Origin of the sequence: Paenibacillus oralis, from assembly GCF_003863965.1 — a bacterium.
Classification (GTDB): Bacteria; Bacillota; Bacilli; order Paenibacillales; family Paenibacillaceae; genus Fontibacillus; species Fontibacillus oralis.
The window spans coordinates 3,369,696-3,386,597 of sequence record NZ_RRCN01000001.1 but is presented as its reverse complement, the minus strand read 5'-3'; the positions used below and the strand labels follow the sequence as shown (position 1 = coordinate 3,386,597).

The 16,902-nt window shown below is 52.9% G+C and carries 13 protein-coding genes; 6 read left to right on the top strand and 7 right to left on the bottom strand.

Translation table 11 applies throughout. The features are described from left to right. Nucleotides 1–49: 49 nt before the first annotated feature. The 4 genes from EHV15_RS15205 to EHV15_RS15190 form a co-directional block, all read right to left on the bottom strand. Entirely contained in the window at nt 50–1,567 is a 1,518-nt protein-coding gene (locus tag EHV15_RS15205) for an ABC transporter substrate-binding protein (protein ID WP_128631947.1), read from the bottom strand. A 61-nt stretch (nt 1,568–1,628) separates the two neighbouring features. Further along, nucleotides 1,629–2,519, bottom strand: a complete 891-nt coding sequence (locus EHV15_RS15200; protein WP_128631946.1) for a carbohydrate ABC transporter permease — start codon at nt 2,517–2,519, stop codon at nt 1,629–1,631. A 12-nt stretch (nt 2,520–2,531) separates the two neighbouring features. Then, the gene (locus EHV15_RS15195; RefSeq protein WP_128635357.1) at nt 2,532–3,401 is read right to left on the bottom strand and encodes an ABC transporter permease; all 870 of its coding nucleotides are present in this window, start codon (nt 3,399–3,401) and stop codon (nt 2,532–2,534) included. 612 nt (nt 3,402–4,013) lie between these two features. Then, nucleotides 4,014–5,459 (bottom strand): ABC transporter substrate-binding protein, encoded by a 1,446-nt coding sequence (locus EHV15_RS15190; RefSeq protein WP_128631945.1) that lies wholly within the window; start codon nt 5,457–5,459, stop codon nt 4,014–4,016. A gap of 325 nt (nt 5,460–5,784) precedes the next feature. Here EHV15_RS15190 and EHV15_RS15185 point away from each other — a divergent pair, with 325 nt between their 5' ends. Both EHV15_RS15185 and EHV15_RS15180 read left to right on the top strand, forming a co-directional pair. Continuing rightward, nucleotides 5,785–7,641 (top strand): sensor histidine kinase, encoded by a 1,857-nt coding sequence (locus tag EHV15_RS15185; RefSeq protein WP_128631944.1) that lies wholly within the window; start codon nt 5,785–5,787, stop codon nt 7,639–7,641. Continuing rightward, nucleotides 7,616–9,244 (top strand): response regulator, encoded by a 1,629-nt coding sequence (locus tag EHV15_RS15180; RefSeq protein WP_128631943.1) that lies wholly within the window; start codon nt 7,616–7,618, stop codon nt 9,242–9,244. Before EHV15_RS15185 ends, EHV15_RS15180 begins: the two co-directional genes overlap by 26 nt. 101 nt (nt 9,245–9,345) lie before the next feature. On the opposite strand, the gene EHV15_RS15175 is transcribed toward EHV15_RS15180, so the two are convergent. The 3 genes from EHV15_RS15175 to EHV15_RS15165 all read right to left on the bottom strand — a co-directional run bounded on the left by EHV15_RS15175 (nt 9,346) and on the right by EHV15_RS15165 (nt 12,009). Next, the gene (locus EHV15_RS15175) at nt 9,346–9,831 is read right to left on the bottom strand and encodes a low molecular weight protein-tyrosine-phosphatase (protein ID WP_128631942.1); all 486 of its coding nucleotides are present in this window, start codon (nt 9,829–9,831) and stop codon (nt 9,346–9,348) included. Between the two features lie 194 nt (nt 9,832–10,025). Then, on the bottom strand, nt 10,026–10,901 hold the full coding sequence (locus tag EHV15_RS15170) for an AraC family transcriptional regulator (RefSeq protein ID WP_128631941.1): 876 nt from the start codon (nt 10,899–10,901) through the stop codon (nt 10,026–10,028). A gap of 121 nt (nt 10,902–11,022) precedes the next feature. Further along, nucleotides 11,023–12,009, bottom strand: coding sequence for a helix-turn-helix domain-containing protein (locus EHV15_RS15165; protein ID WP_425464433.1), 987 nt, complete (start codon nt 12,007–12,009; stop codon nt 11,023–11,025). Nucleotides 12,010–12,160: 151 nt separating this feature from the next. Here EHV15_RS15165 and EHV15_RS15160 point away from each other — a divergent pair, with 151 nt between their 5' ends. From EHV15_RS15160 to EHV15_RS15145, 4 genes are all read left to right on the top strand, one after another. After that, nucleotides 12,161–13,333 (top strand): Gfo/Idh/MocA family protein, encoded by a 1,173-nt coding sequence (locus EHV15_RS15160; RefSeq protein ID WP_128631940.1) that lies wholly within the window; start codon nt 12,161–12,163, stop codon nt 13,331–13,333. A gap of 465 nt (nt 13,334–13,798) precedes the next feature. Next, nucleotides 13,799–14,647, top strand: a complete 849-nt coding sequence (locus tag EHV15_RS15155; protein WP_128631939.1) for a sugar phosphate isomerase/epimerase family protein — start codon at nt 13,799–13,801, stop codon at nt 14,645–14,647. Between the two features lie 125 nt (nt 14,648–14,772). Beyond that, nucleotides 14,773–15,828 (top strand): Gfo/Idh/MocA family protein, encoded by a 1,056-nt coding sequence (locus EHV15_RS15150; RefSeq protein WP_246061937.1) that lies wholly within the window; start codon nt 14,773–14,775, stop codon nt 15,826–15,828. 19 nt (nt 15,829–15,847) lie between these two features. Further along, the gene (locus EHV15_RS15145) at nt 15,848–16,870 is read left to right on the top strand and encodes a Gfo/Idh/MocA family protein (protein ID WP_128631938.1); all 1,023 of its coding nucleotides are present in this window, start codon (nt 15,848–15,850) and stop codon (nt 16,868–16,870) included. The last annotated feature ends 32 nt before the right edge of the window (nt 16,871–16,902 follow it).

Here is a 16,902-nt window from a genome sequence, read left to right as displayed (position 1 = left end):
AGCTAAAGCCTACTTTTTGAACACTACTTAAAATAGGTCGCAATCTTGGTTATTCCCGAAAAGCGTCCAACTGGAACTGCAACTCCTTGATCACTTCGTCGATCCCCGCCGCTTTCAGCTTTTGGTTCATTTCCCCCAGCACCGGTTCGGGATCTTTTTGGCCGGTAAACAGCGTATTTTTATATTGCTTGACGATATTCGTCAAGGCGCCGATTTGCGATTGTACCTTAGAAGAGTCGAAGACAAAGCCAAGCACCGGCGAAATGGTTGAATTTTCGTTCCACGTTTTGTACAACTCCACCCGGGCCGGGTCTTCGTTTTTGTTAATGTAGCTAAGCAGCACATTGCCGATCATCCATTGGGAGACGGAATTGTAACCGCTGTCGGGAATCAGTTCGACGGTCCCGTCGCTCAGCTTGTTATAGTGCTTTCCTTCAAGCCCAAACGTCAGCATATTATAGAGTACGGGGTCGGTATGGATCAGATTGATGAACATCATCGACCGCTCCGGATTTTTGGAGGTTCGCGAAATCGCCAGCATGGAGCCTTGGAGGCTTTTTGTGCCCACCTTGACAGGCAGCAGCGTCTTGATCTGCATCGGTCTGCCGGTCAGATTGGTCCAATCGTTGGCCGAGGTCGGGTTCATATTGCCATAGGTGAACCAGGCTTTCCCGTTTTTCACCGCGTCCTTCAGCTCCGTTTTGTCCGTTGCCCCGTTTTTGTTGATATACCCGGATTCGTACCATTTGCGGATCAATTTCAGGCGCTCCAGCATCTCCGGCGTGTCGTATTCGTTAAAAACCTTCATCGTGCCGTAATCCAGCATCGTCGGGATGTCATTACTGCCGTCAATATCCTCCGCGTTTGGATAAACCGGGAACCAGAACATCGTGTCCGTATGGTTCATGAACAGCGGTGTAATAGCCGGCTCTTTTTTTTTGATCGTTTGCAGCATCGGCTCGATATCCTCCAGCTTTTGCAGGTTTTCGATATCGAAGTTGTATTTGTCGACGATCGCCTTGTCAAAAGCGAACCCGACCGATTGCCCCAATTCTTTTTCTGTCGGGATCGCGTACAAATGCCCGTTTACGGTCGCCGCCTGTAAATAGGCCGGATTAATTTGCTCTTTCGTCTCCTTGGCGTACTTGTCAAGCAGATCCTCAAGCGGATAATACGCCCCTTTGGAAGCATTGGTCAAAAAATCCCAGGTAAACGTCATGTCGAACACTTCGCCCGATTGAATCATCAGATTCACTTTATCCGCCGGCTTATCCCAGCTTAACTGATTGATTTTTAGCGTGGCGTTGATCTTATCTTTTAAATAGGCGTTGATTTCTTGTTCCACGGCCGCTACGTCCTTATCCGGCCCTCCCGGCAAATAGAGCGACAGCTCTACGGGCGCAAGCCCGTTCGGGGCGGTCTCTTGCCGTGCTCCCGCATTTCCGCCGGCATTTCCAGACGTGGTGCCCGGACTGCCGCTGCTGCCACCGCCGCCGCATCCGCTTAACGCCATTCCGGCAAGCAGCGTCAACGCCAGCAGCAGGCCCATCCATTTGAAGCTTTTCATGCTTGTTCTCCTCCCTTTTGGTCAATAGAGCGTGTATGATATGCTAACCGGATAACCGGGATTAGCCTTTGATGGAGCCGATGGTTAAGCCTTTGATGAAGTAGCGCTGGAAAAACGGATAAGCGAGCACGATCGGACCGATCCCGATCAGCGCCATCGCCATCCGGATCGTTTCCCCCGGCAGTTTGGCCAGCTCGGTGGCCGACCCTTGAATCAGCGCGCTATTCCTGCTTAAATAATCGGCTTGCGAAATCATTTTGTACATCAGATATTGCAGGGAATACAGCTTGGTGTCGGTAATAAAGATCATGCTGTTGAACCAGTCGTTCCAGTAGTGAAGCGTATTGAACAAACCGATCGTAGCGAAAACCGGCAGAGACAGCGGAAACACGATTTTGAAAAAGGTCCGCAGTTCCCCGGCTCCGTCTATTTTGGCGGCTTCGATCAGCGCGGGCGGCACGGTCATCTGAAAATAGGTTTTCATAATGAGCACGTTAAAGGGCGAGAGCAGCATCGGAAAAATCAGCGCCCAGATCGAGTTTTTTAAATCCAGCACCTGCGTGTACATGATATACCACGGCACCAATCCGCCGCTGAACAGCATCGTGAAAAACACGAGGAAAGCAAAGCCGCTTCTGTATTTGAAATCGCCCCGGGAGAGCGGATACGCGTACAGCGACGTGAGCAGCACACTCAGCAAAGTCCCGACAATGGTGACAAAGAAAGAAATCCCGTAGGCGCTTACTACCGTGCCGTAATCTTTAAAAATATACCGGTACGCCTCCAGGCTCAGTTTGTCCGGGATAAATTGATAACCGTTCAGCACGATCGAGTCATAGTCGGTAATCGAGATCATAAAGACGAGGACGATCGGCAGCACGCAAAGCACGGTAATGACGATAAAAATCAAATGGAGAATCAGATTGGTCGTTTTTGAGATTTCGTTGTTCATATGAGGCTCCTCCTAGAAAACCGCCTGGTCTTTGTCGATTTTGCGCACCACCCAATTGGAGAGGAGCACGAGGAAAAATCCGACGACGGCCTGGTACAACCCCGCTGCCGAAGACATCCCCAGGTTCCCCATATTGATCAGGGCATTGTAGACATAAGTATCAATGACCAGCGTGGTCGGGTACAGCGCTCCCGAATTCAGGGTCGTTTGATAGAACAAACCAAAATCCGAGCGGAAAATATTGCCGATAGCCAAAATCGTGGTGATAATCATCACCGGGCGGATCAGCGGAATCGTAATGTGGATGATCTGTTTCCACTTGCTGGCGCCGTCGATCAGCGCGGCCTCGTAGTATTCGTTATCCAGGCCGATAATCGCGGAGAGATAGATGACACAGCCGTATCCCACGCTTTTCCAGATATTGATGAGCGGCAAAATAAACGGCCAGTACTTCGGCTCGGAATACCAGTTCATCTCGTCCACGCCAAACAGGGCAAGCACCCCTTTGTTAATGAAACCGTATTCGACGTTGAGGAAGGCGAACACGAGATAACTGACGACAACCATGGACAAGAAATAGGGGAAAAACATCACGCTTTGATAGAACTTAGCCGCCAGCTTGTTCTTCAATTCGTTTAACGCGACGGCGACAGCCACGGCGATGACGAGATTAAGGATGATAAACGCAAAATTGTACAACACCGTGTTGCGCGTAATAATCCAGGCATCCGTAGTGGCAAACAGAAATTTGAAGTTGTCGAAGCCAACCCAGGGGCTCCCCAGGATACCGTCGATATAGTTGATATTTTTGAACCCGATGATAGTGCCGAACATCGGCAAGTAATTGTTGACGAGGAGAAACAGCACTCCCGGCAGCAGCATGAGCAGCAGCACTTTATTTTTCCTTAACTCTTTGAACCTTGCGGGCAACCGTGTTTTTGGGTTCACGGGCTCCACCTCCTCAAAGTTTTGTGAGCATTTGCTTCCTCAATACCTCTTCGTACAAAACTGCTTCGGAAGCGTTACTTGACTTTCGATGGGTTATCTCACATCCAAGTTTACCGGCGGACGCCGCAAAGCAAAATAAACGCAGCTATAATAAAAGTTCAAAATTCTATAGTTTTGGGGATGCCGAACAAAAAAACCTCGCCGCTGGCGAGGTCCTTTGCCCGAACCCCATACGATAAGCGTATGGGGAGGGATGGGTATGGGGTTTCACCCGCTGTTAGAGTCAGGTTCTTTTGGAACTTAATTGGGGGTTAAAACCTGACTCTAAAGCGCAAAAAAATCTAACGGTTGTGGGCGGCGCTATTTGGGCAAAAACGAGGGGTTACAAAATGTAACGGTTGCCAGCGAGCCTATTTCCACTTTTTCGGCGGTAATGAGGCGGTTTCGCCTAAATAAGCGCGATGGCAACCGTTAAAAAAGAAATCACCGCTTTTTCGCTCGAATAAGCACGATGACAACCGTTAGCGCAGCAAAAAACTGACCTAATCAATGGCCTCCCGCAAAAGGATGCAGAGGATCAAAGTCGGGATAGACATAATCTTCGGGGTTAAAAAAGCGCCCTGTCGCCGCGATCTCCAGCATCTGGTTCAAGCGCTCGGTTTCCCGCCGCAGCGCTTCTTCCATCGGCAGCGGCTCCTGGTCCGCGATAAGCTGCAAATAAAGCTCCATTCGCGGACGGTCCCCGGAATTGCGCGGGCCCGGAGCGACGGTATTGGGGTCGTATTGATCCATAATTTGCGGCCACAGCGGATAAAACGCCTCCTGAGCGGTAGGATAAAAATCTTTAAATTGTGCGTATTGCGGCTGCTGATTTGTCCGATTCACAATATCGTCAACGAGCGGGATGGCCAGCGCCTGCTGAAACAAAACAGTCTGAAAGTCGGCCGATTGCAGGTAGCTCCATACTTTCACGGCCTCTTCCTTCGCATTCGCTCCGGAGTTGACAACCAGGGGAGACTGCGGCTGCATCATTAATGCGCCGGCTCCGCTCAGTTCTTCGCTAATAGCCGGCGGCATCGCGATTCCCCAATCCCCCCGCGGCGCATATTCGCGGAGTTTCACGTAATCCTGGCTGGTGGCGTACATCATCCCGATATTTCCCTCGGCAAACTGCTTCAAAGCGTTTTCATGTTTCAGCAGGGACTCGCCCGGATACAGGCTTCCCGCCCGTTTAATCTCTCTCATCGCTTTAAGCCAAGGCAAATACACGCTTAGATCGTATCTGCCTGTCCGATAATCGTAATAAAATACGCCGCTATACGTGTTTGACATTTCCAAATCGAGCTGGAAGCTGTGCTGAAGATCTCCGGCAGGTAAAGCAAAACCGTACTTCCGTACTCCGCCCCCGGTAGCGGTGATTTGCTCCGCGGCTGTCTTCAGCTCGGGCAGCGTGGCCGGCGGCCGATCGGGATCAAGTCCTGCGTTCTTGAACAAATCTTTTCTGTAGATCAGCCTGAGCGTCTCTACACTGGAAGGAAGAAAATAAATTCCTCCCTTGAACATGGAGCTTTGCGCATAGTCCAGACTCCACAGCGGGTAACGCCAATATTCGCTTTGGCTGAGATACGGCTTTAAATTTTCCAAATAATTTTTATTCACGTAAGAAGCAAGCCAGATGCGGTCGGCGACAAACACATCCGGACCTTTACCCGAGGTCAAAAGCATGTTCAGCGTATCGTTGTACGCCTCTGTCGGTATATCCATGATGACGATTTCCGTCCCATGCGGATTGGTCTCGTTATACCGCCTGATCGCGTTCCGGACTTCAAGATTGTCCGCCCAATCGTTCAGAGCGATTTTCACCTGGATCTTCGCCGGTGCCTTTTCCCCCTCTTCTCCCCGCTCGATCAACGACGAACGGTCCAAAACAAAAAATCCAAACAGCGCCACGCCGACAAACAGACCTATGGCCAAACTCCATCCCCGTTTCATAGCTATCCCCTCACGTTGACATATCCGAACCGATGCTTTTACAATAAAGCCGTTCCGATCTGCCTACATATTCCGACAATCGGCCGCATTTGGCAAGAGTCAATATAATTTAAATATGTGTTCAAAAAGTCAGCTTTTCAGCACCGAGAAGGTTGGATGAAGCTAGGGACTGAGTAGCGGAGCGTACGTTTTGGGTACGTGAGCAACGGAAGGCCCGGCTGAATTCAAGATTCGATGTCGAGTCCACTTCGTGTTCTGCTTCGTGATCAAAAGATGACTTTTTGAACTACCTTTTCAAATCGATCCTCAAGAGGGGAAATCTGCGATGAAACAGTGGTTCGATACGCTGTCCAAATTTTTGTTCCTGTACAATTTCAGCATCCGCAGCAGACTGATCCTTTACTTTCTGTTCCTTGTCCTGCTGCCCACCACGATCATCTCCATCACGATTTACAACAAGTCCACCGAGATCATTGCCCGGAATGCGAATACGTCGATACAAAACAATCTGAACCTGGTTGAGGATCATCTTATGCAAAAATTTAATAATGCCGATGATGCGATGATCTCCCTCTACCTCAATTCGGAATTCGCCGATTTGATCTCTTCCGACCGGGCAACGGACGGCACCGGAATCATTAATGAGCTGAATGAATTGAACAAAATTTTGGAGAATTTTCCGAGCAGCGGGGCTACCGGCGTCCGGTTCGTCCCGATGCTCTACATGGTGAACCGGCCCGAATATACGCAATATAACTTTTCGCGCCGGGTATTCAACATCGATCTGATTTCCCTGAAACCGTGGTATCTGAACATTCCGGCCAAATCGGATATGAGCGTGATCGGCTTAAGTTCACTGGATTCCCAGTACACGCTGAAATTTGCCAAGCGCTTGTTCGGTATCCGCCATATTCAGCTTCCTTATGTGGGCATATTGACGCTCGACATCCCGCTCAGCGATTTCAGCTCCACCGTCGAAAATTACAAACCTACCCCTGGCAGCAACATCTATGTTGTCGATCAAAACGACCGGATTGTGCTCAGCCCCGACCCGGAACTGATCGGGAAAAGCCTGAGCACTCTGGAGTATTCGCGGAACATGTCCACTTCCGAAACGGACGATCCATTCCGTTCATTTCAATACAAGCAGGACGGCGAGAACATGCTCATTACCTACAAAGACATCACGCCCTATGGATGGAAGGTGATTGCGTTGTCCCCGATCTCTGAGCTGAGCGGCGATCTGTTTTCTTTTCGGCGGGTCATGTATTTGGTCATCACCGTTTGCATGCTGTTATCGCTGATGATGGCTTTACTGCTATCGGAAAATATCTCGGCCCCGATCCGCAAGTTCGTGCATTCGATGTCCCATGCCGAGACCGGGAATTTCAACATCAAAATCGTTTACAAACGCAAGGATGAATTTGCCTACCTGTTCCAGCGCTATAACGCGATGATGCAGCAGATCAAAGCCCTGATCGATAAATTATACGTGACCGAGCTGCGCAAAAAAGAAGCCGAACTGAAATCGCTGCAGGCTCAGATCAACCCCCATTTTCTTTATAACACGCTGGATTCGATGAACTGGCTGGCAATCCGGCATAATGTTCCCGAGCTCAGCAGCATGGTGACTTCTCTGGCCGATTTTTTCAGGTACAGCCTCAGTAAAGGCAACAACGTCATTCCGCTGCGGGACGAACTGCGGCAGGTGGAAAGCTACCTGGAAATTCAACGCTTCCGCTTTCAGGATAAGCTGGAATACCAGTTGGAGGCCGCAGATGAAGAACTGCTCAATAGCTGCCTGATCGTCAAGCTGACGCTGCAGCCGCTGGTGGAAAACGCGATCGTCCACGGCGTTCAGAAAAAACAGGGGCCGGGTATGATCCGGATCAGGGTGCGGCAGGAATCGGCCAACCTGGTGACCATTTCCGTCTTCGACAACGGCGCCGGCGCCGATCCCCGGCAGTTGAACGATCTGCTGAACGCCAGACAGCCAAGCGGCGACTCGTATGGAATCCGCAACGTCCATGCGAGAATTAAGCAATTTTTCGGTGAGGCCTACGGGATCAAGTATTACCGCAATGATGAGGACGAGCAGGGATTGCTGGTGGTTGTAAGCTGTCCTGTGGTGACAACATGGAACGAGGTGAACGAAGATGATCACGATGATCATCGCGGATGACGAGCCGTTTATCCGGGACAGCCTGAAAGCGGCCATCCGCTGGGAAGAGGAGTTCGGCATTCAGATCATTGGCGAGGCGAAGGACGGACAGGAGGCCTACGAGCTCTGCCTAAAGCTCAAGCCTGACATATTGTTTATTGACATTATGATGCCGTTTTGGGACGGACTGCAGGTGGCCGCGAAGCTGAAGGAGGCGGAATGCCCGGCTAAAATCATCATTATCAGCGGCGTGCAGGATTTCTCTTATGCGCAAAACGCATTAAAGATCAATGCGGAAGGCTACATTTTAAAGCCTGTGAAATTGCCCGAGCTGAAGGAAATTTTCCGCAAGACGGTGGATGGTATCCATAATGACCGGAACGTGCAGTTCAATCTGGATCATCTCAAAAAACAACTGCAGGAGAATACGCCTTTGATCCGGGATAAATTTTTGCAAAATTTGCTAGCCGGCCTGTATCCCGAAGCGGAGGAAATTTGGGAGAAGATCGCTTTTTTCGGGATGCCATTATCCCCGGACCAGCAATTTACGGTGGGCGTCCTGCAGCTCGACGACTACAAAAAAGCGCTGGAGAAGTATTCCGAGGAATACAAGCAGCTGCTTTATTTTTCCATGCAAAATATTATCAACGAGATCTTGGCGGAGCAAAGGGCCGGCCTCAGCTTCGTCGCCCGGGAAAATGAATTCATTCTGCTGTTTTGCAGCAGCGGCGGAGTGGAAGTCCAGGAGATCACGCGGCTGTGCGAGGTTTGCACCCTTAATATCGGCCGGTATTTGCAGCTTTCCGTGTCGATTGGCATCGGGAATACCTGTATGCAAATCCAAAGGGTGGAGGAATCCTACAAAGAAGCGTTAACCGCTCTTATTTATAAGTTTTATACCGGTCAGCGTTCCATCATTCATATCCGGGACATTCGGCCCGATAACGAAACGCTGCAAAGCTCTTATTTGTACAAGTTACATACCGACCTGATGAACGCGTTAAAGGTGGGCAATACGAGCAAAACGGCCGCCCTGCTGGAGGACCTGTTCCGGCATCTCGGCGAACCGAAGCCGCAATTGGATTATGTGCAAAGCTTGTGTGCGGAAATGATCTTCACTTCCGCGCGCACGCTGTATGAGCTGGATGGCGGAGGCGAGCACGTTCTTAGCGATCGGATGACGATCATTAAGGAAATTTACGGCAAAACCGAAATCGGACAGCTTAAGGACTATATGCTGCAGCTTTTCACCGATCTGACCCGTTATCTGGAAAATAAAAACACGACGAAAAACAGCAAAACGATCAACAAAATCAAGGAGATTATTCACGAGGGTTACGCCCGGGAACTGTCCGTCGCAAAAATCGCCGAGCAGGTGTATCTGACTCCCAATTACATCAGCCTGATTTTCAAGCAGGGCACAAATGAGACGATCAGCGATTACATCACCAAGGTACGGATCGAGCAGGCCAAAAAGCTGCTTCACAATTCCGACCTGAGGGTCATGGAAATCGCCGAGCTTGTCGGCTACGAGAATCCGCATTATTTCAGCACGGTTTTCAAAAAGAATGTCGGCTGCCACCCGCTGAAATACCGCGAGGATATCGGGAAAGGCCAGATATAGCGCCGCTGTTGTCCTCGGTATATCTTGAACGGTTCGTGCGGCATTTAACAAGCAAAGAAAAATGCCGCATATTTTAACATGCGGCACTTTGCCGGTTCAGCCTACGCCAAGGCCTCCCGCCGGATCCGTTCCAGCAAAGCCCGGCAGCCCTGCTGCACCATCTCGTAAACCTCTTCGAAGTTGCCCGTATAATACGGATCGGGCACTTCCTTGACCGTAGACTCCGGAACGAGGTCGAGCAGCTTCAATATTTGGGCGTCCGCTTGCCGTGCCAGCGACTTCAAATCCCGCTCGTTTTGGTTGTCCATGGCGATGATATAGTCGAAATCCGAAAAATCGGCAGGCGCGACCTGCCTGGCCCGAAGCCCTTCGTACGATATGCCGTATTGATCCAAAATGCGGCGCGTGCCATGATGCGGCGGATTGCCGGTATGCCAGCTGCCCGTTCCCGCCGAATCGATGCGGAACCGGCCGCTTAATTCCGCTTCGGCCACCAGATGCCGGAACACGGCTTCGGCCATCGGCGAACGGCAGATGTTTCCGAGGCATACAAACAAAACGCAGACCGGTTGTTGCTTGTCCTTCATTACGCTTTCCCCCCTGGTCAGATATTACTATAGGATTTCCGTCAGAACAACCTGCTGCGGTGGTTTTTCGGTTGGGAGTCCTTCCTAAGAGGCAGCAAAAGGCCCCCGCCCGGGAGTATCCCTGAGCAGGGCCTTTGTGAAGGCGGCGACGGGCCGCCCCGGGTTGGGCGAATCCGCCGTCCCTGGGACAAACGTTACTCTTTCCGCACGACCGGAATCCAGATTTCGCTTTTGTACGTCGGCGAGGTGACGTCAGGGCTTTCGTTCCAGAGGATTTCCGGCCCTTCGGCCAGCTCGTAATTTGCGGACGGAAACCATTCGGCGTAAATCCGTCCCCAAACGTTTTGCAGCGTCTCGGGAAACGGCCCGACCGCCGTGAACACCGCCCACGTCGAAGCGGCAACTTCAAGCGATGCCAGATGAGCGGGACACTCCCGCGAAGTGGCGACACCGATATAATGATCGAGTTCCCCTTGCTCCTTCATCCGTCCCTCCGAAAAATTCGCTGACGCGCTGATCATGCCGGCCGGTTCCACATTGGACAGCCCTTTCAGGAGCCGAATGGTCTCCTCGTTCAAGCTCTGCCACATTTCCGCGATCTGCGGATTGACACCGTGAAATTGGATCGGCACTCGTTTGGATAACCCGACGATCCGAAAAGCCTCTTTTTCCACAATACGATAGTTCATTTCGCTTCCCCCTTGAATGGTAAGTTGGAAGGTCATACGCGGATAAGCTTTTAACGGTTGGCCCGGATTTCTCGCTTCGGACGGCGTGATGCCGTGCATGGCCTGAAACGCCCGGGTAAAAGCGTCCGCCGAACCGTATCCGTACTTCACCGCCACATCGATAATCCGGATATCTTGATGCTGCAGCTCGAACGCGGCCAGCGTCAGCCGTCTGCGGCGAATATACTCGGACAACGTCACGCCGGCCAAAAAAGAAAACATCCGCTTGAAGTGATATTCCGAACAAACGGCGAGCCTGGCCGCATCCTTATAATCGATTTCATCCGCCAGATGCTGCTCGATATAGTTTAATGCGGCGTTTAAGTTTTTAAGCGAATCCATCGTCTGCACCTCCTTCACACTCACAGGATAACAGGATCAAACGCGCCCGATCCGACTTTTCGTGCCCGAAAATGACGGGGCGTTCACCTCGGGCATCAGCCTTTGGGAGCAGAAGCGGGTTTTACCGGGTGCAGGCCCGGTAAGCGGTTGGGGAAATCCCCGTATGCCCCTTAAATTGACGGGAGAAATGGGCCAGCTGCATGCCTAGCCGTTCGGCGATTTCGGCGATGCTTTCGTCAGTATATGTCAACAGCCGCTTGGCTTCTTCCATTCGCTTGCGCTGCACGTAATGCATCGGCGTGATGCCCATGATTTTTTTAAAATAAGGGATAAAATAATTCGGATGCAGGTGGACGATATCGGCCAAAGTTTCGATCTCTATCGGCTCGTGCAAATGCTCCTGAATATACTTCAGCACGCCCGCCAGCTTCTCCCGCTCCGTAAACTGCATATAATCCTTCAAAAAATCCCGGTATCCCCCTTCTTCCAGACAGCACGCCAGCAAATTGAGCAGACCGGCCTGCAGCCTGAGACCCGCAAACGGCCCGCCCGCCTGGAACAGATCGATCATCGACTCGAACGTCGTGCGGACATACTCCGGGTCCTGAACATCGCTGATAAACAACTTGCTCCCCGCGTGAAAAAGCGGCCATTCCCCGACCTGCGCGTCGAAATGGCAAAAATACCGGGTATACGGATTGTCCGGCGCGGTAAAGGTCGTTTGGCTCGATCCCGCCGGCATGATCATCAGTTGGTTCTGCTGCGGGTAGTACGTTTCTCCATTAATGATGACCGAACCTTCGCCTTGAGATATAAAATACAGCCGGTTGAAGCTGGGGGCTAGTTCCGTCCGGTTCCACCCGGGGAACCCGCTTTTAAGCTGGACATGCGTTACCGTTACGGTCAGGCTTTCGGGCAGCCGCCCGGCCAGAAGCTCGGTTTCATTCATAGGAACTGTCGTCTCCTTCGTTTCCTCGGCTTCGTTGGTTCGGCTCTTACTGGTCGATTTTGCAAGCACTTTCATCAGTTGTTCGATAATCTTATTGTAGCATCGCGATTTTACCAAACACACCTTAATTTTGTGCAAAATCCCCTTAATCTTTGCCATTCTCATCCTTCGGAATTCAAGTTAAGCTAAGGGGGCATGGGGTACATACACGGGTAGTTTAAAAACTGTAGCGGAAAAAGGGGCTTAAGGAGATTCACCGTTACCGAACGGAACATCCTTCCACCCAAAATTGAGAAAGGCAGGGAGCATCATGGACAAAGTACGGTTTGGCATCATCGGCATCGGAAATATGGGAACCTCGCACGCGCTGTCTCTGATTGGCGACATTAAGGGCGCGGAGCTGGCGGCCGTATGCGACTCGAACCCGGAAAGGCTGAAATGGGCAAAAGAACGTCTGCCGAGTGCGGTGCGCACCTTTGATGAGGCGGATGCTTTTTTCGCTTCGCGGGCTATGGACGCCGTGTTGATCGCAACGCCGCATTACGATCATCCGACACTGGCGGTGCAGGCTTTTGAGAGCGGTTACCATGTGCTCGTGGAAAAGCCGGCCGGCGTGTTCACCAAAGCGGTCCGCGAAATGAATGAAGCTGCCGCGAAATCCGGCAAGCGGTTCGGCATTATGTACAATCAGCGGACGAATCCGCTGTATGCCAAGCTGCGCGACCTCGTGCTGTCCGGAGAACTGGGGGCGATCCGCAGGACAAACTGGATCATCACGAACTGGTACCGGTCGCAAAGCTACTACGATTCCGGCGGCTGGCGGGCAACCTGGGCCGGGGAAGGCGGCGGCGTGCTGCTCAATCAGGACCCGCATCAGCTTGACCTATGGCAATGGACGACCGGCATGATGCCGAAGCGGGTGCGCGCTTTTTGCCATTTTGGGAAGCACCGCAACATCGAGGTCGAGGATGACGTCACCGCCTATGTGGAATACGAAAACGGCGCAACCGGCCTGTTCGTCACGACCACCGGCGAAACGCCAGGGACGAACCGGTTTGAGCTGGCCGGGGAGGGCGGCAAAATCGTCGTGGAGGACGGCAAACTGACGTTTTGGCGCCTGCGCGTGCCCGAACCGAAATTCAACGCCGAATATACCGGGGGATTCGGGCAGCCGGAATGCTGGAAATGCGAAATTCCGGTCGATGGCGGCGAAGGCCCGCAGCACAAAGGCATCCTGCAAAATTTTACGAACGCGGTGCTGGACGGGGATGCGCTGCTGGCGCCGGGAGAAGAAGGCATCCTCGGCCTGACGATTTCCAACGCCATGCACCTGTCCGCCTGGACGGAGGATTGGGTGGATCTCCCGCTCGATGAAGATTTATTCCACGAAAAGCTGCAGGAGAAAATCAAAACGTCGGTGTTCCGCAAAGACAGCGGGGGCGCAGGCGGCGGCAGAGTGCTGGACGTGTCGGGAACGCATTGATGGGGGACTGACTGAAGCTGGACAGGGCTGGACGGAGGCTGATGGAGTTAGTGGAGGTTGGCAGAGATTAGTGGAGGTTAGCACAGGTTAATGGGTGCTGGTGAGTTGGGCGGCTAATCGGTTGGACGTAAAAATAGCGGTAAAAAATGTCGTTATTCATTTAATTTACTACCGATTAAGAGAAATAAGGGAAAATTATGTCGCTATTTAAGGGACAGCGTGGAAAAATGCCAGTTCAGCCAGGGTTGCTCTAAAAATAGAGACAAAATTTTCCGCTATTTGCTTTCAAAGCCCTCTGGTAAAAAAATAACGCCATAAAATTCCGCTATTTTCCCCCTGCTACTGTAAAAGCACCCCTTTTTATTTCCGCCCCTCTGCAATAACGCCGCCGGGCTGGTCCAACCGACTTGTTTTATGCCGACAAGCTTATACCTAAGGATTATACCAAAGGAGGAGCGATGTAAGATGAAATTGTCCGTGTTTACGGTGGCTACACCGGATTTGACGCCGGAGGAGTTGATTCTTGCGGCGCGGGAAGCCGGGCTGGATGGCGTCGAGTGGCGCTTCAAGGGAGTACCCGCCGAAGCCAAGGGCGAAGCGCCGTCGTTTTGGCGCAACAACCTGTGCTCAATCGACCCGGGGCTTTCGGACACAGAAATGCTGCGGTTCAAGGAGATCACGGAGGCGCAGGGCCTGGAAGTGGTTAGCGTGACGCCGTACTTAAATTCCTTGAACCTGGAAGAGACGGATCGAGCCTTCCGCGCCGCCCGCCTGCTTGGAGCGAAGATGATCCGCGTTGGGGCGGCCGGATACGACGGGTCGACTCCCTATCCCGAACTGTATGAAGCCACCGTCCGCTATTTGAAGGAAGCCGAGCGGATGGCGAAGCAGTACGGAATCAAAGGCGTCGTTGAAACGCACCACAATACGATCGCGCCCAGCGCCGGGCTAACCCATCGGCTGGTCAGCCACTGCGATCCGGAATATATCGGCGTGTTGTTCGATCCCGGCAACATGGTGCATGAAGGGTATGAACGATTCAAAATAGGGCTGGAGCTGCTTGGTCCGTATTTAGCGCATGTGCACGTGAAAAACGCCCTTTGGGTGCAGGACGGCACACGCGCAGACGGGACAGCCGCCTGGCGTTCCGAATGGGCCCCGCTGGCGGGCGGGATCGTCGATTTCCGCATGCTGCTGGATGACCTGAGATCCGTAGGTTATGACGGCTACCTCGGCATCGAGGATTTTAGCGGCCAGTACGATTCCAAGACGCTGCTCAAAGCGTTTACCGAATTTATGCGTGAAAGGATGTAAAGCCGATGAGTGGACCATTCGAAAAGAAACCGACGAGTCCAATGAAGGAGCATGTCCCAGACCAGCAAAATGGCGGCGGCTCCTCGCCCTCGCTTCAGCCTGAGTCTTTTCAGACGAGCGACGGCATGAACTACGCGCCGAAAGGACGGCCGAACCCCGTCGTGGGGCCGGGCGAGTTCGCGTTCGCGGCCGTCGCCCTAGACCATGGCCACATTTACGGCATGTCCGGCGGGCTGGTCGAAGCCGGGGCCACCCTGAAATGGGTCTATGATCCCGACCCTGCCAAGGTGAAGGCGTTTACTGCGCAGTTTCCCCAGGCTGCTGCGGCCAACAGCCTCGAGCAGGTGCTCGCCGATCCCGAGGTCAAGCTGGTCGCGGCCGCGGCCGTCCCGTCGGAACGCGGTCCGCTCGGTCTGCGGGTGATGGATGCGGGGAAAGATTATTTTACCGACAAAACGCCGTTTACGAGCCTGGACCAACTGGAAGCCGCCAGACAAAAGGTGCGCGAGACGGGCAAAAAATACGCCGTCTATTACAGCGAGCGCCTTCACGTCGAATCCGCCGTGTACGCCGGCCAATTGGTGCAGAATGGAGCGATCGGCCGGGTGATTCAGGTTACGGGCTTCGGTCCCCATCGCCTGAACGCCGCCTCGCGTCCGGAGTGGTTTTTCCGGAAAGAAAAATACGGCGGTATTCTCTGCGACATCGGCAGCCATCAAATCGAGCAGTTCCTGTACTACACCGGTTGCAAGGATGCGCAGGTGCTCCACAGCAAAGTCGCCAATTACCATCACCCGGAATATCCCGAGCTGGAGGATTACGGGGACGCCACCCTGGTCGGGGATAACGGGGCCACGCAATATTTTCGTGTCGACTGGTTTACGCCGGACGGGCTTGGCACTTGGGGCGACGGCCGGACGTTTATTTTGGGCACCGAAGGATACATTGAGCTGCGAAAATACACCGATATCGCGCGGGACGCCGGCGGCGATCACGTTTATCTCGTCAACCGGAGCGGGGAGCATTATTTTAACGTTCGCGGGCAGGTTGGCTATCCGTATTTCGGGGAGCTGATCCTCGACTGCATCCACCGGACGGAAAATGCCATGACCCAGGTGCACGCCTTTAAAGCTGCGGAATTGTGCCTGAAAGCGCAGCAGCAAGCGGCGCGAATTTGCTAAGGAACGGAAGGGATTAGCAATGCGGGAACAAACAGGGGCGGCCATCGTCGGCTGCGGAACGATTTTCCCGGTGCATGCCGGTGCCGTCAGCCGGATGGAAGCCGCCGGCTTGAAGCTCGTCGTCGACACCGACGGGCGCAAAGCGGAGCAAGCCGCGGCCGAATACGGCTGCGAGGCGGCAACGGATTACCGCGCCATTTTGGAACGTGAGGATATTCAGGTCGTTCACTTATGTACGCCCCACCATCTGCACGCGGAAATGGCGGTAGCTTTGCTTCAAGCCGGCAAACATGTGCTGTGCGAAAAGCCGATGGCCCATAACTTGCAGGCGGCGGAGCGGCTGCTCAAGACTGCGCAGGACACGCCGGCCCAACTCGGTATCGTGTTTCAAAACCGTTATAACGCGATATCGCAAAAAATCCGGGAGGTGATCGATTCCGGCGCTTTGGGCAAGCTGCTCGGTATGAAGGGAATCGTCACCTGGCACCGGGGCCGCGATTATTATGCCGGCAGCCCGTGGCGGGGACGCTGGGAGACCGAAGGCGGCGGCGTGCTGATCAATCAGGCCATCCACACGCTCGATTTACTGCAATGGTTCGGTGGCGAAATCACCTCCGTGCAGGGAAACGTCACGACAGGCATCCTCGCTGACACGATCGAAGTGGAAGACACCGCGCATGCCGGCATCGCCTTTAAAGACGGGGCTTGGGCTATTTTTTACGCTACCAATGCTTACGTTACCAATTCCCCCGTCGAGCTCGAACTCGTCTTTGAAGCGGGAACGCTCTACCAGCGGGATGACCACCTTTATTTAAAGCAAAACGGCGCGGAAACCCGACTGGATGAGCCTGCTTCAAGCTATAACGCCAATACTGTGCCGGGAAAAGCATATTGGGGCGGCAGCCATGAGCTGCTTATTTCCGATTTTTACGATCATGTCCGGGAAGGACGCAAGTTCTGGATTGATGAGGCGGAAGGGATCAAATCGCTGCGGATCATCTCGGAGTTGTACCGTTTGTCGAAGACGCAGGAGCTGCGATAAACAAAACGGACAGAGAGGCAAAACCTAACAAA